Origin of the sequence: Tardiphaga sp. 709 (assembly GCF_032401055.1) — a bacterium.
Lineage (GTDB): Bacteria > Pseudomonadota > Alphaproteobacteria > Rhizobiales > Xanthobacteraceae > Tardiphaga.
Map to the genome: position 1 here is coordinate 988,003 of NZ_CP135529.1, position 18,840 is coordinate 1,006,842.

The following is an 18,840-nucleotide window of genomic DNA, read 5'->3' on the forward strand; positions in this document are numbered from 1 at the left end:
TTAAGTTGATGGATGCTCTCCACCGGGGGAGCATGGTTTGGACAGCATCTCACAGGGCAGCAGACAGCTCACGGACGCCCAGCGGCTCGACTGGCTGCGGCTGATCCGCAGCGACAATGTGGGGCCGCGCACCTTCCGGTCGCTCATCAGCCATTTCGGCAGCGCACGCGGCGCGCTGGAGCAGCTGCCCGATCTGGCGCGCCGGGGCGGCGCGACCCGCGCCGGCCGGATCTGCAGCACCGACGATGCCCAGCGTGAACTCGACCTCGGACGCAAGATGGGTGTCGCGCTCGTCGCGCCCAGTGAGCCCGGCTACCCGCCGCGATTGGCGGGGATCGACGACGCACCGCCGCTGCTCGGCATCCGCGGCAAGGTGGATGCGCTGATGCGGCCAATGCTCGCCATCGTCGGCTCGCGCAATGCGTCCGGCGCAGGACTGAAATTCGCGGAGAGACTGGCGCGCGATCTCGGCGACGCAGGCTTCGTGATCGTGTCGGGGCTCGCACGCGGCATCGATCAGGCCGCGCATCGCGCCAGCCTGAATGCAGGCACCGTCGCGGTGCTGGCTGGCGGTCATGACAAGATCTATCCGCCCGAACACGAGGACCTGCTGCTCGCCCTGCTGGACAACGGCGGCGCGATTTCGGAGATGCCGCTCGCCCATGTCCCGCGCGCCCGCGATTTTCCCCGCCGCAATCGTCTGATCTCCGGCGCCGCGCTCGGCGTCGTGGTCATCGAAGCCGCGCATCGCTCGGGCTCGCTGATCACCGCACGGATGGCTGCCGAACAGGGCCGCGAAGTGTTTGCCGTGCCGGGCTCGCCGCTCGATCCCCGCGCCGCCGGCACCAACGACCTCATCAAGCAGGGCGCGGCGCTCGTGACCGAAGCCTCCGATGTGATCAATGCGGTCGCACCGATCATGGAGCGGCCGATCGAATTGTCGAGCCGCGAACCGGACGACGTCACGTCATTCGATGAACCAGACAGCAGCGATCGCGCGCGCGTCATCGCCTTGCTCAGTCCAAGCCCGATCGGCATCGACGATCTGATCCGCCTCGCCGGCACGTCGGCCGCCACCGTCCGCATCGTGCTGCTGGAGCTCGAGCTTGCCGGACGGCTCGAGCGTCACGGTGGCGGGCTGGTGTCGATGATCTGAGGACTCAGTCCTCCGAATTGCGCCCGTCGAAGTTTTTCCGCGCGGTGTCGATATCGGACAGATGTTGCTGCGCCCATGCGCCGAGCTTCATGACCGGATCGCTCAGGCCTCGGCCGAGATCCGTGAGTTCATAGTCCACACGCGGGGGCACGGTCGGAAACACTGTGCGCGTCACCAGCCCATCGCGTTCAAGCCCGCGCAGCGTGAGGGTCAGCATCCGCTGCGAGATGCCGCCGATCATGCGCTTCAATTCGTTGAAGCGCCGCGGGCCGTCCCCGAGCAGCATGATCACCAGCACGCTCCATTTGTCGCCGACCCGCGCCAACACTGACGCGACGCCGCGGCAGTCGCTTTCCTGATGCGGAATCGCCGGCAAAGCAGGCACCTTTTTGTGCTCGGGTTTCAAAATTGTGCCTTCTTGCGCAGTTTTTGACAGTCACTCATCTAGCGTCAGTTACAAACCTATACCAGGGATAACCCAGATGAAACTGCTCCATATCGATTCCAGCGTGCTCGGCCCCCACTCCGTCAGCCGGCAGGTATCCGCCGCCATCGCCGACCGGCTGGCGAAGGCCAATCCCGGCCTCGAGACCACCTATCGCGATCTCACCACCACGCCGCTGGCGCATCTGTCCGGCTCCCATCTCGCCGTCGCGCAGGGCGCAGCGCCCGATGCGGCGCTTCAGCCCGATCTCGCCGCCGGTAGTGCCGTGCTGGAGGAGTTTCTTGCTGCCGATATCGTGGTGATCGGCGCACCGATGTACAACTTTACCATCCCGAGCCAGCTCAAGGCCTGGATCGACCGTGTCCTCGTCGCCGGCAAGACATTCAAATATGGCGACAAGGGTGCCGAAGGCCTCGCGGGCAGCAAGCGCGTCATCGTCGCCATTTCACGCGGCGGCTTCTACGGCGCGGACATGCCGACGGCTGCCGGCGAACATCTCGAAACCTATCTGCGCTGGGTGTTCGGCTTCATCGGTGTCACCAATCTCGAATTCATCGCCGCCGACGGCATCATGATGGGACCGGAGCTACGCGAGAAAGCCGTTGCTGGTGCCTTGCAGGCAGCGACGGATCTGCACGCGGCTTAACCCAACACTCCCATAGCGAGCTTGAACCGGCCTGCCGGTTCAAGCGGTCTTGCTCGTCGGGAAGCGAGACCTCAGAACCACTCACCCGGCACATATTTATCGAGCAACAAAACGCTCAACGAGATCAACAAGCCGATTGCGCTAAACAGCGCGACCGTCGCGAGTGGGTGACTTTCGGTACGTGCAGAAATGACCGCAGGTTCGGAGATGCGCGCGACTTTGGTCATGTGGCCTCCTGTGCGTCGCTCCAGCCCGCTTCAAATGTCTGACCGGCAGCCACAATGGTTCAGCGCATTCAAACATTATCTTCAGGAGATACCGACGTACCTCGAACGCGTTCGAGAGACGCCGGCACTCTTGTACTGTTTGATCAGCAATCAGCCACGAAACGCCGGTGCGCCGGCTGGCGATGACGTGACGCCGCCATCGACAAAGATCTCCGCCCCCTGCACGTTCGATGAATCGTCGGATGCCAGAAACAGCACCGTCTTCGCGACCTCTTCCGGCTTGCCGAAACGCCCGAGCGGGATGGTCTGCGACAGGCGCTTCTCGAATGCGTTGAAAGCTTCCGGCGTCGGCGCAACACGGTCCCAGATCGGCGTCGCGGTTGCGCCGGGCGAGACGACATTGACGCGGATATTGCGCGGCGACAGCTCGGACGCCATCACGCGGGCCATCGCGCGCACGCCGGCCTTGCTCGCGGCATAGGCGGCATAGCCGGGATTGCCGAGTACCGAGATCACCGAACCGTTGAGAATGATCGACGCGCCATCGTTGAGATGCGCGGCTGCCGCCTGCACGGTGAAGAACACGGCGGTGATGTTGGTCTTCAAAACGGACTCGAATACATCAAGCGCGGTGCCGCCCACCGGCGTATGCGCGCTAATGCCGGCATTGGCGAATACGATGTCGAGCTTGCCGAATTTCTCGACCGCTTTGGTCACGGCGTTCTCTGTAGCAGCGATGTCAGTCGCATCAGCGACGATGCCGATCGCATTCGGGCCGAGTTCGGCCACTGCCGCGTCCAGCTTGGCCTTGTCGCGGCCGGTGATGGCCACCTTGGCGCCCTCAGCGACGAAGAGCTTCGCCGTGGTCAGTCCGATACCGCTATTGCCGCCCGTGATGAGCGCCGTCTTGTTCGCCAAACGCATGGTGATCTCCTGATGATCAAGTGGTTGCTTTTTAAAACCACATGGACATTTAGAGCGAGTGGTTTCATAATGCAACCACTCGACCAGTCGATCGCAAGATTTTCTTTTTCCGTCGCAGGAAAGTTGCATGGCCAAACGCACCAGTCTCAAGGACTCCACCTGCCCGGTCGCCCGCTCCATGGAGGTGATCGGCGACTGCTGGACAATGATGATCATCCGCGACGCCATGCTGGGCGCGCGCCGCTTCGGCGAATTCCAGAAGAGTCTCGGACTGGCGAAGAACATTCTCGCCGTCAGGCTGAAAGCCCTCGTGGAGGACGGCATCCTGAAACTGGAGCCGGCAGCCGACGGCAGCGCTTATCAGGACTATGTCCTGACCCCGAAAGGCCAGGCCGTCCATCCAATCATGGTGGCGCTGCGTCAATGGGGAGAGGACTACGCTTTCAAACCCGGCGAACCGACGACCATCATGGTCGATCGCAAGACCGGCAAGCAGATCAAGAAGCTGGAACTGCATGCGGCCGACGGCAGGCTGCTCGGCTATGGCGACACCACGATCGTGCCCTCAACGGCCTGACGGCTTACGCAAGTCACGCAGCCGCAGGATCTCCTCGGTTTCCAGATGCGCCATATCGAGCAGGTAAGCGAGCATGTCGTGGCGATGCCGGCGCGCCATCCGCGACAAATCCCGGACCGCACTCTTTATATAGAGTGCCGCCTCCTCGGGCCCGCCATCGCCCTGCGCCTGATCGTCCGGTATGGGCGGTGTCATAGGCATTCCCTAGCCGGGCAGTCCGGGCGAAATCAGCACCAACGAAGCATCAAATCATACCCTTAATGGTTGTATTTTACAACCCTTGGTAAATGATTGGGAACCCCCAGCCGCGGCCATCAACAACTCACGATTTGACACGGGACCCCTTCGCACCCATGTTCGCCGCGAAACGGCTGGCGCGACTCTCGCAGACCCAAGCCGGATTCCCCCTGTAAGTTATTGGAATCACATGAATCTCGTCATTGTCGAGTCGCCTTCAAAGGCCAAGACGATCAACAAGTATCTGGGCAAGGACTATGAGGTCCTGGCGTCGTTCGGCCATGTCCGCGACCTTCCCGCCAAGAACGGATCGGTCGATCCCGACGCCAATTTCCAGATGATCTGGGAGATCGACCCCAAGGCCGCCAGCCGGCTGAACGACATCGCCAAGGCGGTCAAAGGCGCCGACAAGCTCATTCTCGCGACCGACCCTGATCGCGAAGGCGAAGCGATCTCCTGGCACGTGCTCGAAGTCCTCAAGCAGAAGCGCGCGCTGAAAGATCAGAAGATCGAGCGCGTGGTGTTCAACGCGATCACCAAGCAGGCCGTTACCGACGCGATGAAGAACCCGCGCGAGATCGATGGCGCACTGGTCGACGCCTATATGGCGCGCCGTGCCCTCGATTATCTGGTGGGCTTTACGCTTTCTCCTGTGCTGTGGCGCAAGCTGCCCGGCGCCCGTTCCGCGGGCCGCGTGCAATCGGTCGCACTGCGCCTCGTCTGCGACCGCGAGCAGGAAATCGAGAAGTTCATCCCACGCGAATACTGGTCGCTGGTGACCACGCTGGCGACGCCGCGCGGCGAGAGTTTCGAAGCCCGCCTGGTCGGCGCTGACGGCAAGAAGATCCAGCGTCTCGATATCGGAACCGGTGCGGAAGCCGAAGACTTCAAGAAGGCCATCGAAGCCGCAAACTTCACGGTCTCCACCGTCGATGCAAAACCCGCGCGCCGCAATCCGCAAGCGCCGTTCACGACCTCGACGCTGCAGCAGGAAGCCAGCCGCAAGCTCGGCTTCGCGCCGGCGCACACCATGCGCATTGCACAGCGTCTGTATGAAGGCATCGACATCGGCGGCGAAACCACCGGTCTCATCACCTATATGCGAACCGACGGCGTGCAGATCGACCCCTCCGCCATCACGCAGGCCCGCTCTGTCATCGGCGAAGACTACGGCAAGCAATATGTGCCGGACGCCGCGCGGCAATATACGAGCAAGGCCAAGAACGCGCAGGAAGCGCACGAAGCGATCCGTCCGACCGATATGTCGCGTCGCCCGGCGAGCCTGCGCGGCCGTCTCGATAGCGATCAGTCGCGGCTTTATGAATTGATCTGGATGCGCACCATCGCCAGCCAGATGGAATCCGCCGAGATGGAGCGCACCACCGTCGATATCGCTGCCAAGGCAGGATCGCGCCTGCTCGAATTGCGCGCCACCGGTCAGGTCGTGAAGTTCGATGGTTTCCTTGCCGTCTATCAGGAAGGCAAGGACGACGACGCCGAGGATGAAGATTCACGCCGCCTGCCCGCCATGAGCGAAGGTGAAGCGCTGAAGAAAGAAAACCTCGCGGTTACCCAGCATTTCACCGAACCGCCACCGCGCTTCTCGGAAGCATCGCTGGTCAAGCGCATGGAAGAGCTCGGCATCGGCCGTCCCTCGACCTATGCATCGATCCTGCAGGTGCTGAAGGATCGCGGCTACGTTCGGCTCGAGAAGAAGCGTCTGTACGGCGAGGACAAGGGCCGCGTCGTCGTCGCCTTCCTCGAAAACTTCTTCGCCAAGTATGTGGAATACGATTTCACCGCGGCGCTGGAAGAGAACCTCGACAGGATATCCAATAACGAGATCTCCTGGCAGCAGGTGCTCAAGGATTTCTGGACCGACTTCATCGGCGCCGTGAACGAGATCAAGGATCTGCGCGTCGCGCAGGTGCTGGATGCGCTCGACGAGATGCTCGGCCCGCACATCTACGCGCCGCGCGAAGATGGCGGCGATCCGCGCCAGTGCCCGACCTGCGGCACCGGCCGCCTCAACCTCAAGGCCGGCAAGTTCGGCGCCTTCGTCGGCTGCACGAATTATCCGGAATGCCGCTACACGCGTCCGCTCGCCGCCGATAGCGGCGCCAATGCCGACCGCGTGCTCGGCCCCGATCCGGTGTCAGGTCTCGAAGTCGCGGTGAAGGCTGGACGTTTCGGGCCTTACATCCAGCTCGGCGACGCCAAGGATTACGAAGAAGGCGAGAAGCCGAAGCGTGCCGGCATTCCGAAGAACACCTCGCCCAGCGATGTCGAACTCGATCTGGCACTCAAGCTCCTGTCGCTGCCGCGCGAGATCGGCAAGCACCCGGAAACCGGCGAGCCGATCACCGCGGGCCTCGGCCGTTTCGGGCCGTTCGTGAAACACGAGAAGACCTATGCCAGCCTGGAAGCCGGCGACGAGGTGTTCGACATCGGCCTCAATCGCGCGGTCACGCTGATCGCCGAGAAAATCGCCAAGGGCCCATCAGGTCGCCGCTTCGGCGCCGATCCCGGCAAGCCGCTCGGCGACCATCCGACCCTCGGCGGCGTTGCCGTGAAGGGCGGGCGTTATGGCGCCTATGTCACCGCGGGCGGCGTCAATGCGACGATCCCGAGCGACAAGACGCAGGAGACGATCACGCTCGAAGAGGCGATCGCGCTGATCGACGAGCGCGTGGCCAAGGGCGGCATCAAGCCGAAGCGCGGCGCCAAGAAAGCACCGGCGAAGAAGGCTGTCGCCAAGAAGGCCGACGCGGCCGAGAAGAAGCCGGCGGCCAAGAAGGCTGTTGCGAAGAAAGCCACAGCTAAACCCAAGGCTGAAACGGCTGCCGCCAGCAAGGCGCGCGCGCCGGTGAAGGCGAAGACATCGCCTGCCAAGAAGAAGGCCGCGAAAACGGTCGCGAAGAAAAGCGCTGGGTAAGGTCTCTTTGTTTTGACGCGTTTTCTTCACGCGAACCGGAAGCCACTTCGCTCGAAAACGCTATAGAACGGATCATTGTGAACAAGAAACGCGACAGCAGCTTTCCAACCAGGGATGCCATCGTCGCGTTTGTTCGCGCGTATCCCGGCAAGATTGGCACCCGCGAAATCGCGCGTGAATTCGGACTGAAGAACGCCGCCCGCGTCGAGCTCAAGCGCATGCTGCGCGAACTCGCCGACGAGGGCACCATCGCCAAAAAGGGCCGCAGCGTGCGCGAGCCCGCAGCGCTGCCACCGACGGTGCTGGTCGACATCACCTCGCGTGACGCCGATGGCGAGTTGATCGCCACGCCCGTCGAATGGGACGAGGCAGACGGCGTAGTACCAAAAATTCGCATTCACACGCCGCGCCGTCCCCTGCCCGGCACCGCGGCAGGTGTTGGTGACCGCGCATTGTTGCGCATCGAGAAGATCGAGAACGATGGCGAGTTAGCCAGCTATCAGGGCCGCGTCGTGCGGGTGCTCGAAGGTGCCCGCACGCGCCTGCTCGGCATCTATCGCGCGCTGCCGAATGGTGGCGGACGATTGATCCCGGTCGACAAGAAGCAGGCCGGGCGCGAACTCAACATCGCCGCGTCAGACGCCAACGGCGCCGAGGACGGCGATCTCGTCAGTGTCGATCTCATTCGCACCCGCGGCTACGGCCTCGGCTCCGGCAAGGTGAAGGAACGGCTCGGTTCGCTCTCCTCCGAGAAAGCGGTCAGCCTGATCGCGATCCATTCCCACGATATCCCGCAGGCGTTCTCGCGCGATGCACTGAAGGAAGCTGAGGACGCGAAACCTGCGACATTGCAAGGGCGTGAAGACTGGCGCGACGTGCCGCTGGTCACCATCGATCCGCCGGATGCGAAAGATCACGACGATGCCGTTTACGCGGAGCTCGATTCCGATCCGAACAATGCAGGCGGCTATATCGTCACCGTCGCCATCGCCGATGTCGCTTTCTATGTGCGTCCGGGCTCGGCGCTCGATCGTGACGCACTGATCCGCGGCAATTCGGTCTACTTCCCTGACCGCGTCGTACCGATGCTGCCCGAGCGCATCTCCAACGACCTGTGTTCGCTGGTGCCTGGCGAGCCGCGCGGCGCGCTCGCCGTACGCATGGTCATCGGTGTCGACGGCCGCAAGAAGTCGCACACGTTCCATCGCATCTTGATGCGTTCGGCAGCCAAGCTGAACTACGCGCAGGCGCAGGCCGCCATCGACGGCCATCCCGACGATACTACCGGCCCGCTGCTCGAACCGATTCTGAAGCCGCTTTACGCGGCCTATGCACAGGTGAAGCTCGCGCGCGACGAACGCGAACCGCTGGACCTCGACATCCCAGAGCGAAAAATCCTGCTGAAGAAGGACGGTACCGTCGATCGCGTCATCGTACCGGAGCGGCTCGACGCGCATAAGCTCATCGAAGAGTTCATGATCCTGGCCAACGTCGCCGCGGCCGAAACGCTTGAAAAGAAGGCTCTGCCGCTTATCTATCGGGTACATGATGAGCCTTCGGTGGAGAAGGTTCACAACCTGCAGGAATTCCTCAAGACCCTCGACATGCCGTTCGCCAAAGCGGGCGCATTGCGGCCATCGGTATTCAACCGGGTGCTGTCACAGGTCAAAGGTCAGGATTCCGAACCGCTGGTGAATGAAGTGGTTTTGCGCTCGCAAGCCCAGGCGGAATATGCCGCCGAGAATTACGGACATTTCGGTCTGAACCTGCGCCGCTACGCGCATTTTACCTCACCTATCAGACGATACGCAGATCTGATCGTGCATCGCGCACTGATCCGTGCGCTCGGGCTCGGCGAAGGCGCACTGCCCGAGACCGAAACCGTGGAAACGCTGAGCGAAATCTCGGCGCAGATTTCGGCCACCGAACGCCGGGCCATGAAGGCCGAGCGCGAGACCTCCGACCGGCTGATCGCGCACTTTTTGGCCGACAAGATCGGCGCCACCTTCCGGGGCCGGATCTCCGGCGTCACCAGGGCTGGACTCTTTGTCCGATTGACCGAGACCGGCGCCGATGGCCTGATCCCGATCCGCACGTTGGGCACCGAATACTTCAACTATGACGAAGCTCGCCACGCCCTCCTCGGTACACGCAGTGGTGCCATGCATCGGTTGGGCGACGTCGTCGATGTCCGTCTGGTCGAGGCAGCCCCCGTTGCAGGTGCCTTGCGGTTCGAAATGCTCTCCGAGGGCAATACCGCCCCACGGAACCGCCGACGCGAACATGCCCGCAGCAATGACGCTGCAGACCGGCCGCGTCATCCGGGTGCCAAGCCTTCTGGTGCGACGAAGTTCAAATCGTCGAAGAAGCTCAAGGCGCCCAAGAAGGCCAAGCCCGGTCGCAATGCGCGGCAGGCGGCCAAAGCTGACAAGGCTCGCGCCGGTGGTAACCCCGGCAGGCCGAAAAAGGGGTAACGTCATGATGACATTGACCACACCGAAAATCTGGAGCGCGACGCTGGATTCCTCCGCCAAACGCAATGTGTGGACCGCGATGAAGCGCGGCTTCGCCTGCCGTTGCCCGAACTGCGGCGAAGGCAAGATGTTTCGCGCCTTCCTGAAAACCGCAGATCACTGCGACAAGTGCGGACAGGATTTCTCCGCGCACCGCGCCGATGATCTTCCCGCCTATCTCGTGATCGTCATCGTCGGTCACATCGTCGTGCCGATCGCATTGTGGATCGAGACCAACTATTCGCCATCGATCGCGCTGCAACTTGCGATCTACCTGCCGATCACACTGATCGCGTCGCTGTTGTTGTTGCAACCGGTCAAGGGCGCCGTGGTTGGATTGCAGTGGGCATTCCGCATGCATGGATTTGGCGACGGCGCGGCTGACTGATACGTTCTCCGTCCCCTTGAACAGCACGTAATAAGAAGAAATTCAGGAGACGGAATGAGCGACGCAGTCGAGATCGGCAAGGAAGCCGACCACCATCCCTATAAGCGTCCGCGCGACGCTGCGACTCTGATGCTGGTCGACCGCTCCGGCCCGATTCCGAAAGTGCTTGTCGGCAAGCGTCACGACAAGGTCGTGTTCATGCCCGGCAAGTTCGTCTTCCCCGGCGGCAGTGTCGATACGACCGACAACAAGATTCCGGTGGCTGCACCTTTGCCGCCGGAGCTTGAAGCCAACCTGATGAAAGGCAGCCCGAAGACGCCGCCGTCGCGCGCGCGTTCGCTCGCTGTCGCCGCGATCCGCGAAGCCTGCGAAGAAACCGGCCTCTGCCTCGGCCGCAAGGTTGATGGCGCGACCAGGAAGCTCCCCGGCGTATGGGAAGCTTTTAGCGATGCAGGTCTGCTGCCCGATCCCTCCGGCCTGTTTCTGATTGCGCGCGCCATCACACCACCCGGCCGTATCAAGCGCTTCGATACGCGTTTCTTCACAGCGGATGCATCGTCGATCGCGCATCGCGTCGAGGGCGTCGTGCATGCCGATGCCGAACTGGTGGAACTGGTCTGGGTCGAACTCGGCTCCGCACATCTCGCCGACGCGCACGCGATGACCAAGAACGTGCTCAATCAATTGCAGCAGCGTCTCGCCACCGGCCCGTTGCGTCACGACGCGCCACTGCCCTTCTTCCATTGGTACAGCGGCAAGATGCAACTCGATATGCTGCCCGGCGAAAGCTGAGTTAATCAAGTAACGGGTTTCGCTTTTCGACCTATTCTAATTCTAACTGTTTCCTTAGTGGGATAACTGGTGTGGCGCGGTAAGCTACCGTTGTCTTGCTCACAGGAATTCCCAGTTATGGGACAGATGAATTGGACGCCGCAGGTCGAGTCTTCGACATTCACGCGCGCGTCACTGGAATATCGTCGCAAGGCGTCGGCACTCAGCCAGCGCGCCAGCGTGGAAGCTGACCCACGCAAAATTCGTGCATTGCTACAACTCGCCATCTCGTGGATTCAGGTTGCTGAAAACGAAGAGCTGATGGCGAGCGAGTATCGCGCCAGCGCGCACATGCACAGTTTCTGATACGAGAAGGCGCCGCGTACGCGGCGCCTTCCTGCTCTGCCAAGCCCATCGTCAGATCTGAGCGAGGCCACCGTCGACGAACAATTCTGCGCCGGCGACGAAGCTGGAGTCATCCGATGCCAGGAACAGAACCGCCTTCGCGACTTCGTCCGCGGTGCCGAGGCGACCGAGTGGCACCAGCGTCTTGAGGAAGCCCTTCACGTCATCATTCGCGAACGCGTCCAGGCCAGGCGTCTGGATCGGTCCGGGGCTGACGACATTCACGCGAATTTTGCGCGCCTTGAGGTCCGAGGTCCAGCTGCGCGCGAACGAGCGGATCGCTGCCTTGGTGGCGTTGTAGACGCTGAAGGACTCCATGCCCTTCGATCCCGACACCGAGCCGGTGAGAACCACCGAGGCGCCGTCGGAGAGCAGCGGCAGTGCCTGCTGCACCGTGAACAGGACGCCCTTCACATTGATGTCGAACATCTTGTCATAGACGTCTTCGGTGATCTGGCCGAACGCGCTCAATTCATAGCCGCCGGCATTGGCGAACAGCACGTCGATCTTGCCCTTGGCAGCCTTCACCGTATCGAACAGATGCGCGAGATCGGCGAGCTTGGCCGCGTCCGCCCGCACGCCGACGGCCTTCGGACCGAGCTGCTTCACAGCGGCATCGAGCTCGGCCTGACGGCGGCCGGTGATGAACACGGTGGCGCCTTCGTCGATGAAACGCTTCGCCGCGGCCAGACCGATGCCGGCGCTGCCACCGGTGACGACTGCGATTTTGCCTTCGAGTTTGCGGGTCATGATGCTCTCCTTTGATTTGGGGCGGCGCCATCGCCGTCCGACATGGAGAACATCGTCCATTCGCTTGTTGGCGGTTATGGGCTTGTTCGGATATTATTTATCCGTATTCTGGATGAATGACCGATACAGTCGCCCTTTTCCAGGCTTTCATCCGCGTCGTCGAAGCGGGCTCATTCACCCGTGTGGCTGAGGAGCAGAATTCCAGCCAGCCGACCGTCAGCCGCCAGGTGGCAACGCTGGAAGACCATCTCGGCACCCGATTGTTCACCCGCACCACGCGCAAGCTGACGCTCACCGATGACGGCCGCAGTTTCTACGAGCGCGCCAAACTGGCGCTGGAAGCCGTTGCCGAGGCCGAGGGCGCGGTGGGACGACGCCGGGCCAGACCATCAGGCACGTTGCAACTGGCCCTCCCCGTGGTCTTCGGACGGCTGCGCGTGATCCCGCATCTGAAGGGGTTTCTGGCGCGCTACCCCGACGTCAGCGTCGACCTCGTGATGAGTGACGGCTTCAGCGATCTGGTCGAGGACGGCATCGATCTCGCTATCCGCTCCGGCGTCGTGACCGACCCGAACCTGATCGCTAGGAAGATCGGCGTGACACGCCGCATCCTGGTGGCGTCGCCGTCCTATCTGCGCGGCAAGACGCCGCCTGCGCATCCGAACGATCTCTTCGGGCATGATTGCATCCCCTATACGCGCTTCACCGGCGGCGTGACCTGGCGCTTCGAAAGTCCGGACGGTCCGATCGCCATCGAAGCCACGGGACCGGTGCGCACGCAGAGTTCGGAAGGCATTCGCGAAGCCGTGATGTCGGGCCTCGGTATCGGGTTTGTGCCGATCTGGCATTTCACGGATGAGATCGAGACCGGCCGTCTCATTGTGCTGCTCGAAGCTTTCGAGCCGAAACCGGTGCCGATCAGCGCGGTCTATCCCTCGCGCCGCTTCGTGCCACAGAAGACCCGCGCCATGATCGACTACCTGGAAACGCAATTCGCGATGGACCCGACGCTCAATCCGAAGAAGGGATGAGCTCCGTCCTCATGGTGAGGAGGCGCTACTTTAGCGCCGTCTCGAACCATGAACGCCCGTCTCCATCCTTCGAGACGCGGCGAAGACGCCGCTCCTCAGGATGAGGTTCTGCGGATAATCTCCAAATCGCAATAATCTTCTCGTGAGCAGCATCTACCTGCGCGCGTCGGCGTCCCTATCTGTTCCCGACCAGCATCACGGGGAATTCCAGATGGCGAAGCGTCAGTTGAAGCTCGGGGCCTTCATGCGCCCGATCAGCATCCATACCGGCGCATGGCGCTATCCTGGCGCTCAGCCTGACGCCAACTTCAACTTTCCCTTCCTGAAACAGATGATCCGCAAGCTCGAGGCCGGCAAGTTCGACGCCTTCTTCATGGCTGATCATCTTGCAGTGCTGAACATGCCCGTCGAGGCGCTGAAGCGCAGCCACACGGTGACGTCGTTCGAGCCGTTCACGCTGCTGTCGGCGCTGGCCGCCGTCACCGACAATATCGGCCTCGTCGCCACCGGCTCCACCACCTTTGACGCGCCCTATCACGTCGCCCGCCGCTTTGCCTCGCTCGATCACATCTCGGGCGGCCGCGCCGGCTGGAATATCGTGACAACGTCGAATCCCGATGCCGCGCTCAATTTCGGCCTCGACGATCACATGGAGCATGCCGAGCGCTACAAGCGCGCGCGCGAGTTCTACGACGTCGTCACCGGCCTGTGGGATTCCTTTGCCGACGATGCCTTCATCCGCAATGTCGAGACCGGCATCTTCATGGACCCCGAGAAGATGCATGTGCTCGATCACAAGGGCCCGTATCTCTCGGTCCGCGGCCCGCTGAATATCGCCCGGCCCGTGCAGGGCTGGCCGGTGATCGTGCAGGCCGGCGCATCGGAAGACGGCAAGCAGCTCGCCGCCGAAACTGCAGAAGCCGTGTTCACCGGCGGTGGTCCGATCGGCGAAGCACAAAAGCTCTATGCCGACATCAAGGGCCGCATGGCCGCGCTCGGCCGCGACCGCGACCACCTCAAGATCCTGCCCGGCGCCTTCGTTGTGGTCGGCGACAGCGTGGATCAAGCCAAGGAGAAACGCGCGCTGCTCGACAGCAAGGTGCATTACGCCAACGCCATCGCCTCGCTCTCGATCAATCTCGGCACCGATGCCGCGGTCTTCGATCCCGATGGCCCGCTGCCCGAGATTCCCGAAACCAATGCCAGCAAGAGCGGCCGTGAGCGCGTCATCGCCCTCGCCCAGCGTGAGAACCTGACCGTCCGCCAGCTTGCCCAGCGCCTCGGCGGCTATGGCGGCTCCGCCTTCGTTGGCACGCCCCAGACGATCGCCGACGAGATGCAGGAATGGCTGGAAACCGAGGCCTCGGACGGTTTCAACATCATGTTCCCCTATCTGCCGGAGGGGCTGAACGAGTTCGTTGATCGGGTGATCCCGGAACTGCAGCGACGGGGTATTTTCCGTACCGAATATGAAGGGACCACCCTCCGGGAGAATTTGGGCCTTCCACGGCCGGAAAACCGGTTCTTTCCCTCTGCAACTTGACTCCGCTGCGAGGGATCGCATCAGCTACTGCTCCCGCCCGTTGTGCTGCGATCCCCATCCCGGACAATTCTATGAGCGCGCATGTCATCCGTCTCCTCACGCCGCATGAGGCATGGTCCAAACGTGATGGCCTGATCGATCTCCTCGTCGATTCTGTCGAAGGTGGTGCCTCGGTCAATTTCGTCTGGCCGATGACCCGCGCGAAGGCCGAAGCGTGGTGGGACGGCGCGCTTGCCAGCCACACCCGCGGCGAACGATTGATCTTTACGGCAGAGGCCGGGGATCGCATCGACGGGACCGTGCAATTGATCCTGGCACCGCAGGAGAACCAAGCCTTCCGCGCCGACATCGCCAAGATGCTGGTGCATCGTCGCGCCCGGCGTCAGGGACTTGGCGCGGCACTGCTGTTGGCGGCAGAACACGAAGCGCATCGGATCAGCCGTACGCTGTTGACACTGGATACCGCCACGGGCGGCGCCGGCGAACGGCTCTACGCCAGGCTCGGCTGGACCAAATTCGGCGAGGTTCCTGGCTACGCCACCAGCCCGGACAATAGCACCCAGGATGCGGCCAGCTTTTTCTACAAGACGCTCTGATGTCCAATGGCGGGCAATTCAGCCCCGCCGCAGCCTGAAAACCGGTTCTTTCCGGGTTAAGGGCCCGGATTCGGTCCGTTTTTCCGCCCGGAAAACCTTGACTTTGGGGCGTTCGGGGCTAGGTTGCGCCCCAACACGGCCAGTTCTCTGGCTGTCACCCGATTCCTGACATTCAGAGGTTCTGCCATGGCCAAAGCGGTCACCATCAAGGTTAAGCTCGTTTCCACCGCGGACACCGGCTTCTACTACACCGCCAAGAAGAACTCGCGCACCATGACCGACAAGATGGTCAAGAAGAAGTACGATCCGGTCGCGCGCAAGCACGTTGAATTCAAGGAAGCCAAGATCAAGTAAGCGCTGAATACAGCTGCTGACGGATTTTGAATGGGGCCCTATCGGGCCCCGTTTTCTTTTAAGCCTGTGGCCCGGAGGCCCAGCCCAATCGTTTCCATTTTAGCGATCTGCGCAGCACCGTATTTACCCTGCCACAACTATGGCGGACATGAAGCCTGCGATTGAAACGGTATTCACGTCATTTCGTGCGACAAGTCGGTATTATTCGACGCAATTGATTTGCATCGGGAGCGACCCTTGTCTTTCCGCGACACAGACACGACGGCTGGCCAGTTCACGTCTGCGGTGTCTCTGGCGGGCGTCTTCGTCCGCTACGCATTCTATTTTTTCGGAATGATTGTATTCGGCCTCATCGCCTTCGGGCTGATCTGGCTCTGGAGCAATCGCGTCCAGGTAGTTGAGACCAAGCCGGGCTTCAGGATCACCGACGGCAGCTTCGGCCGCCTACCCGTCAGCTCCGATGTCATCGTCAGCGGTTTGGTTGGCCGCGTCGAGATCATGCAATACGGGGCACTGGATCATCGCGGGATCGATCTCACAGTGGCGGTCGCATTCCCGCCTCCGGGCGGCGTCCAGACCCGGCCGACTTTCGAGCCGCGCGACACAAAGCTTTTGCGTAACATGCGCTTCCAGACGCTCTACACTCACTTCGATCTGGAAACACGCTACGGCCCTGTGCATGCCGTCGAAACGCGCGTCGAGACCGATGGCCGCTGGAAACAGTGCCTCGCCTTCAGCTCGCGCTTCGATACCAGAGCCGTATTCCTGAGTGGCTGGACCTGCGACGCCACCGGCACCAAGCCGGGCGCAGACGCCCTCGCCTGCGCACTCGACAAACTTGTGATCGACAAGGAATTACCGACGAAAGAAGCCGACGCGTATCTGCGCGCACGCATGACGCGCGCCGCTTACTGTGCGGCCCGGCAGGTCACACAGAGCTTCGAGACGGGATCACGCCCGATCTCGCCGCCGTCGCGATGGTCGCAACCGTCGGCACGAACGCGTCTTTGATAGTAGCTTAAGCAACTGTCGTATCTGCAGTACAGGCCACCTCACCCTTCCGACAACCCACGATAAGATATGACTTGTCATGGTGGAGAAGATGGCGAATTTCCTGAAGTACTTCGTTGTCGGGCTCTACAAGAGGATCCTGGCACTATCTCTGACAATCCTCTTACTATTGGTTTGCTTTGACGCGTGGGTCTGGTTCACCTTACCGTCCGTCATTCGGGGCATCCCGGCTGGCATCTTTTTTCCTGCAGCTTCCGAACCCGAAACGAAATTCAGAGATCGAATCCGTTTGCAGTTCCCTATCGGCTCAGAGCAAGCAGAGATGGTCGCGCGCCTCACAGCGCAAGGTTTCGGAGATCCAGTGCCCTTGGCCGAAAAACAAGTGATCGCATTCCGGGACAGTTCATTTCCATGCTTGCGATCATGGAGCGTGATCTGGCAGGCAAGCAGCATCGACACCCTCGAGAATATCGACGGGCATATTCACTATAGCTGCCTTTGAAGCTCGCGGCGGTTACGCCGCCGCCGCAACGACGCGGTTGCGGCCGTCGTGCTTGGCGCGATACAGCGCCACGTCGGCGCGCTTGAGCACGTCGGCGACGGGCTCGCCCTTCTTCTCCAGCGTCGACAACCCGATCGAGATCGTGACCTCGATGCGCTTGTTGCCCTTGTCGATGGAGAACGGCTCGCCGGCGATCGAACGACGCAGACGCTCGGCCACCATGCTGGCGACGTGCATGTCGGTCTCGGGCATGACGATGACGAATTCCTCACCGCCGTAGCGACAGGCCAGATCGATGCCACGGATCGACTTGCGAATGCGCACGGCGAATTCGCGCAGCACGTCGTCACCGCAATCATGGCCGTGATTGTCATTGATCGACTTGAAGAAGTCGATGTCGAGCATCATCAGCGCCAGCGGCTTGCCGCGGGTGGCGGCCTGCTCTGCCAGCGTTTCCAGATGGCTTTCCATGTAGCGGCGGTTATGCAGTCCGGTCAGACCGTCGGTGATCGCGGCTTCGATGGAGTGCTGAACGTTGTCGCGCAGATGATCGGTGTAACGGCGACGGCGCACCTGCGTGCGGGCGCGGGCCAGCAGCTCGTTCTTGTCCACCGGGCGCATCAGGTAGTCGTTGACGCCGATCTCGAGACCGCGCAGCAGCCGCGGATTGTTGTCGGCATCGGCAATGGCGAGAATCGGAATCTGCCGCGTGCGCTCCAGCGAACGCGCCTGGCTGCATAGCCGCAGCCCGTCGAAATTCTCAAGGCTCAGCGAGACAATGAGCAGATCGTAATTGCCCTCGGCGGCATGAAACAGCGCCTCGGTCGGATTGGGTTCGACATCGACAGTGTGTTCGGTCGACAGGACAGGCGCCAGCCGCTCATAGGATGACGGACGATCGTCGACCAGCAGGATGCGTCCACCGATGCCCAGATCAGAAACGGCGCTGCGCTCGGGGGCCTGCACGCCGATTTCCAGCGAGGTGATGGCGCGCATGCGCAGCTCATCGGTCATCATCTTCAGACGCGTCAGCGAGCGCACGCGCGCTACCAGCACGGCATCGGCGACGGGCTTGGTGAGGAAGTCATCGGCGCCGGCTTCGAGGCCGCGCACGCGATCGGACGGCGAATCCAGCGCGGTGACCATGACCACTGGAATGAAATGCGTCTTCGGATTGGCTTTCAGGCGACGACAGACTTCGAAGCCGTCCATGTCGGGCATCATGACGTCGAGCAGGATCAGGTCGCATTCGGAACGCGCGCAGACTTCCAGCGCCTGTGCGCCGTTGGACGCGGTGATGACGTCGAAATACTCCGCCGAGAGACGGGCTTCCAGAAGCTTCACGTTGGCGGGGATGTCATCGACGACAAGAATACGCGCTGACATAGGGAACTCCCTAACCGATGAACCGACGCACGGTTTCGATAAATTTTCCGACCGAAATGGGCTTTGACAAATAGGCTTCGCAGCCGCCTTCGCGGATACGTTCTTCGTCGCCCTTCATGGCGAAGGCTGTGACGGCGACGACGGGGATCATGCTGATCGCAGGATCCTTCTTGATCCATCCGGTTACTTCGAGACCGGAGACCTGCGGTAACTGAATATCCATGAGGATGAGATCGGGACGGAGTGAACGAACCAGATCGAGCGCTTCATAGCCATTGCTCGTGCCGACAGTCTGATAGCCATGGGCTTCCAGCAGGTCACGGAAGAGCTTCATGTTGAGCTCGTTGTCCTCCACGATCAGGACGGTTTTTGCCATCCCGCCCTCCAATCCAGAACACGAGCGTTCTTGTTTCGCTGAGCATGATTGCCCTGCGTCACCGGCA

21 protein-coding genes are annotated in these 18,840 nt (G+C 61.8%); 14 read left to right on the top strand and 7 right to left on the bottom strand.

Annotated features, from left to right (window positions below; translation table 11 throughout):
- The first annotated feature begins 37 nt into the window (after window positions 1-37).
- The gene (gene dprA, locus RSO67_RS05135; protein ID WP_315842637.1) at window positions 38-1,156 is read left to right on the top strand and encodes a DNA-processing protein DprA; all 1,119 of its coding nucleotides are present in this window, start codon (window positions 38-40) and stop codon (window positions 1,154-1,156) included.
- Between the two features lie 4 nt (window positions 1,157-1,160).
- On the opposite strand, the gene RSO67_RS05140 is transcribed toward dprA, so the two are convergent.
- Window positions 1,161-1,541: a helix-turn-helix domain-containing protein gene (locus tag RSO67_RS05140; protein WP_315842638.1), complete on the bottom strand. Its 381-nt coding sequence runs from the start codon at window positions 1,539-1,541 to the stop codon at window positions 1,161-1,163.
- 97 nt (window positions 1,542-1,638) lie between these two features.
- On the opposite strand from RSO67_RS05140, the gene RSO67_RS05145 reads away from it, so the two are divergent.
- Window positions 1,639-2,247 (top strand): FMN-dependent NADH-azoreductase, encoded by a 609-nt coding sequence (locus RSO67_RS05145; protein WP_315842639.1) that lies wholly within the window; start codon window positions 1,639-1,641, stop codon window positions 2,245-2,247.
- 71 nt (window positions 2,248-2,318) lie between these two features.
- On the opposite strand, the gene RSO67_RS05150 is transcribed toward RSO67_RS05145, so the two are convergent.
- Together RSO67_RS05150 and RSO67_RS05155 are read right to left on the bottom strand one after the other, a co-directional pair.
- Window positions 2,319-2,474, bottom strand: a complete 156-nt coding sequence (locus tag RSO67_RS05150; RefSeq protein ID WP_170849816.1) for a hypothetical protein — start codon at window positions 2,472-2,474, stop codon at window positions 2,319-2,321.
- Window positions 2,475-2,624: 150 nt separating this feature from the next.
- A complete protein-coding gene (locus tag RSO67_RS05155) occupies window positions 2,625-3,398 on the bottom strand; it encodes a glucose 1-dehydrogenase (protein WP_315842640.1) in 774 nt (257 codons plus the stop codon).
- Window positions 3,399-3,525: 127 nt separating this feature from the next.
- On the opposite strand from RSO67_RS05155, the gene RSO67_RS05160 reads away from it, so the two are divergent.
- Entirely contained in the window at window positions 3,526-3,975 is a 450-nt protein-coding gene (locus RSO67_RS05160; RefSeq protein ID WP_315842641.1) for a helix-turn-helix domain-containing protein, read from the top strand.
- On the opposite strand, the gene RSO67_RS05165 is transcribed toward RSO67_RS05160, so the two are convergent.
- The gene (locus RSO67_RS05165; RefSeq protein WP_315842642.1) at window positions 3,964-4,170 is read right to left on the bottom strand and encodes a hypothetical protein; all 207 of its coding nucleotides are present in this window, start codon (window positions 4,168-4,170) and stop codon (window positions 3,964-3,966) included. The two genes, RSO67_RS05160 and RSO67_RS05165, sit on opposite strands and share 12 nt — an antisense overlap.
- Window positions 4,171-4,402: 232 nt before the next feature.
- Here RSO67_RS05165 and topA point away from each other — a divergent pair, with 232 nt between their 5' ends.
- The 5 genes from topA (at window position 4,403) to RSO67_RS05190 (ending at window position 11,185) form a co-directional block, all read left to right on the top strand.
- A complete protein-coding gene (gene topA / locus RSO67_RS05170; RefSeq protein ID WP_315842643.1) occupies window positions 4,403-7,147 on the top strand; it encodes a type I DNA topoisomerase in 2,745 nt (914 codons plus the stop codon).
- Window positions 7,148-7,224: 77 nt separating this feature from the next.
- Window positions 7,225-9,621 carry a ribonuclease R gene (gene rnr / locus RSO67_RS05175; RefSeq protein ID WP_315842644.1) on the top strand — a complete coding sequence of 799 codons (2,397 nt, stop codon included), beginning with the start codon at window positions 7,225-7,227 and terminating at the stop codon, window positions 9,619-9,621.
- 4 nt (window positions 9,622-9,625) lie between these two features.
- A complete protein-coding gene (locus tag RSO67_RS05180; protein ID WP_315842645.1) occupies window positions 9,626-10,048 on the top strand; it encodes a DUF983 domain-containing protein in 423 nt (140 codons plus the stop codon).
- Between the two features lie 54 nt (window positions 10,049-10,102).
- Window positions 10,103-10,840, top strand: a complete 738-nt coding sequence (locus tag RSO67_RS05185; protein ID WP_089263756.1) for an NUDIX hydrolase — start codon at window positions 10,103-10,105, stop codon at window positions 10,838-10,840.
- A gap of 117 nt (window positions 10,841-10,957) precedes the next feature.
- On the top strand, window positions 10,958-11,185 hold the full coding sequence (locus RSO67_RS05190) for a hypothetical protein (RefSeq protein WP_092144352.1): 228 nt from the start codon (window positions 10,958-10,960) through the stop codon (window positions 11,183-11,185).
- A gap of 51 nt (window positions 11,186-11,236) precedes the next feature.
- Here the strand turns inward: RSO67_RS05190 and RSO67_RS05195 are convergent, their stop codons facing one another.
- Window positions 11,237-11,974 (bottom strand): SDR family oxidoreductase, encoded by a 738-nt coding sequence (locus RSO67_RS05195; RefSeq protein WP_315842646.1) that lies wholly within the window; start codon window positions 11,972-11,974, stop codon window positions 11,237-11,239.
- A 116-nt stretch (window positions 11,975-12,090) separates the two neighbouring features.
- Here RSO67_RS05195 and RSO67_RS05200 point away from each other — a divergent pair, with 116 nt between their 5' ends.
- From RSO67_RS05200 to RSO67_RS05225, 6 genes are all read left to right on the top strand, one after another.
- Window positions 12,091-13,005: a LysR family transcriptional regulator gene (locus tag RSO67_RS05200; protein ID WP_315842647.1), complete on the top strand. Its 915-nt coding sequence runs from the start codon at window positions 12,091-12,093 to the stop codon at window positions 13,003-13,005.
- Window positions 13,006-13,216: 211 nt separating this feature from the next.
- Window positions 13,217-14,548, top strand: coding sequence for an LLM class flavin-dependent oxidoreductase (locus RSO67_RS05205; protein ID WP_315842648.1), 1,332 nt, complete (start codon window positions 13,217-13,219; stop codon window positions 14,546-14,548).
- A 71-nt stretch (window positions 14,549-14,619) separates the two neighbouring features.
- On the top strand, window positions 14,620-15,144 hold the full coding sequence (locus RSO67_RS05210; protein WP_315842649.1) for a GNAT family N-acetyltransferase: 525 nt from the start codon (window positions 14,620-14,622) through the stop codon (window positions 15,142-15,144).
- Window positions 15,145-15,330: 186 nt separating this feature from the next.
- The gene (rpmG, locus tag RSO67_RS05215) at window positions 15,331-15,498 is read left to right on the top strand and encodes a 50S ribosomal protein L33 (protein ID WP_068732385.1); all 168 of its coding nucleotides are present in this window, start codon (window positions 15,331-15,333) and stop codon (window positions 15,496-15,498) included.
- Between the two features lie 237 nt (window positions 15,499-15,735).
- Window positions 15,736-16,509, top strand: coding sequence for a hypothetical protein (locus tag RSO67_RS05220; RefSeq protein WP_315842650.1), 774 nt, complete (start codon window positions 15,736-15,738; stop codon window positions 16,507-16,509).
- Window positions 16,510-16,588: 79 nt separating this feature from the next.
- The gene (locus RSO67_RS05225) at window positions 16,589-17,011 is read left to right on the top strand and encodes a hypothetical protein (RefSeq protein ID WP_315842651.1); all 423 of its coding nucleotides are present in this window, start codon (window positions 16,589-16,591) and stop codon (window positions 17,009-17,011) included.
- 12 nt (window positions 17,012-17,023) lie between these two features.
- Here RSO67_RS05225 and RSO67_RS05230 read toward each other — a convergent pair whose 3' ends face one another.
- Both RSO67_RS05230 and RSO67_RS05235 read right to left on the bottom strand, forming a co-directional pair.
- On the bottom strand, window positions 17,024-18,397 hold the full coding sequence (locus RSO67_RS05230; RefSeq protein ID WP_315842652.1) for a PleD family two-component system response regulator: 1,374 nt from the start codon (window positions 18,395-18,397) through the stop codon (window positions 17,024-17,026).
- Between the two features lie 10 nt (window positions 18,398-18,407).
- Complete coding sequence (locus RSO67_RS05235; RefSeq protein ID WP_068732379.1) at window positions 18,408-18,773, bottom strand: response regulator; 366 nt, start codon at window positions 18,771-18,773, stop codon at window positions 18,408-18,410.
- Window positions 18,774-18,840: the final 67 nt, after the last annotated feature.

What these genes read in the sequence shown, in the direction of transcription:
- RSO67_RS05185 (WP_089263756.1), top strand. Translation starts at nt 10,103, where the DNA reads ATGAGCGACGCAGTCGAGATCGGCAAGGAAGCCGACCACCATCCCTAT.
- rpmG (WP_068732385.1), top strand. Translation starts at nt 15,331, where the DNA reads ATGGCCAAAGCGGTCACCATCAAGGTTAAGCTCGTTTCCACCGCGGAC.
- RSO67_RS05205 (WP_315842648.1), top strand. Translation starts at nt 13,217, where the DNA reads ATGGCGAAGCGTCAGTTGAAGCTCGGGGCCTTCATGCGCCCGATCAGC.
- RSO67_RS05180 (WP_315842645.1), top strand. Translation starts at nt 9,626, where the DNA reads ATGATGACATTGACCACACCGAAAATCTGGAGCGCGACGCTGGATTCC.
- RSO67_RS05235 (WP_068732379.1), bottom strand. Translation starts at nt 18,773, where the DNA reads ATGGCAAAAACCGTCCTGATCGTGGAGGACAACGAGCTCAACATGAAG.
- RSO67_RS05165 (WP_315842642.1), bottom strand. Translation starts at nt 4,170, where the DNA reads ATGACACCGCCCATACCGGACGATCAGGCGCAGGGCGATGGCGGGCCC.
- RSO67_RS05210 (WP_315842649.1), top strand. Translation starts at nt 14,620, where the DNA reads ATGAGCGCGCATGTCATCCGTCTCCTCACGCCGCATGAGGCATGGTCC.
- RSO67_RS05190 (WP_092144352.1), top strand. Translation starts at nt 10,958, where the DNA reads ATGGGACAGATGAATTGGACGCCGCAGGTCGAGTCTTCGACATTCACG.
- RSO67_RS05195 (WP_315842646.1), bottom strand. Translation starts at nt 11,974, where the DNA reads ATGACCCGCAAACTCGAAGGCAAAATCGCAGTCGTCACCGGTGGCAGC.
- RSO67_RS05150 (WP_170849816.1), bottom strand. Translation starts at nt 2,474, where the DNA reads ATGACCAAAGTCGCGCGCATCTCCGAACCTGCGGTCATTTCTGCACGT.
- RSO67_RS05230 (WP_315842652.1), bottom strand. Translation starts at nt 18,397, where the DNA reads ATGTCAGCGCGTATTCTTGTCGTCGATGACATCCCCGCCAACGTGAAG.
- topA (WP_315842643.1), top strand. Translation starts at nt 4,403, where the DNA reads ATGAATCTCGTCATTGTCGAGTCGCCTTCAAAGGCCAAGACGATCAAC.
- RSO67_RS05160 (WP_315842641.1), top strand. Translation starts at nt 3,526, where the DNA reads ATGGCCAAACGCACCAGTCTCAAGGACTCCACCTGCCCGGTCGCCCGC.
- RSO67_RS05145 (WP_315842639.1), top strand. Translation starts at nt 1,639, where the DNA reads ATGAAACTGCTCCATATCGATTCCAGCGTGCTCGGCCCCCACTCCGTC.
- RSO67_RS05200 (WP_315842647.1), top strand. Translation starts at nt 12,091, where the DNA reads ATGACCGATACAGTCGCCCTTTTCCAGGCTTTCATCCGCGTCGTCGAA.
- RSO67_RS05225 (WP_315842651.1), top strand. Translation starts at nt 16,589, where the DNA reads ATGGTGGAGAAGATGGCGAATTTCCTGAAGTACTTCGTTGTCGGGCTC.
- RSO67_RS05155 (WP_315842640.1), bottom strand. Translation starts at nt 3,398, where the DNA reads ATGCGTTTGGCGAACAAGACGGCGCTCATCACGGGCGGCAATAGCGGT.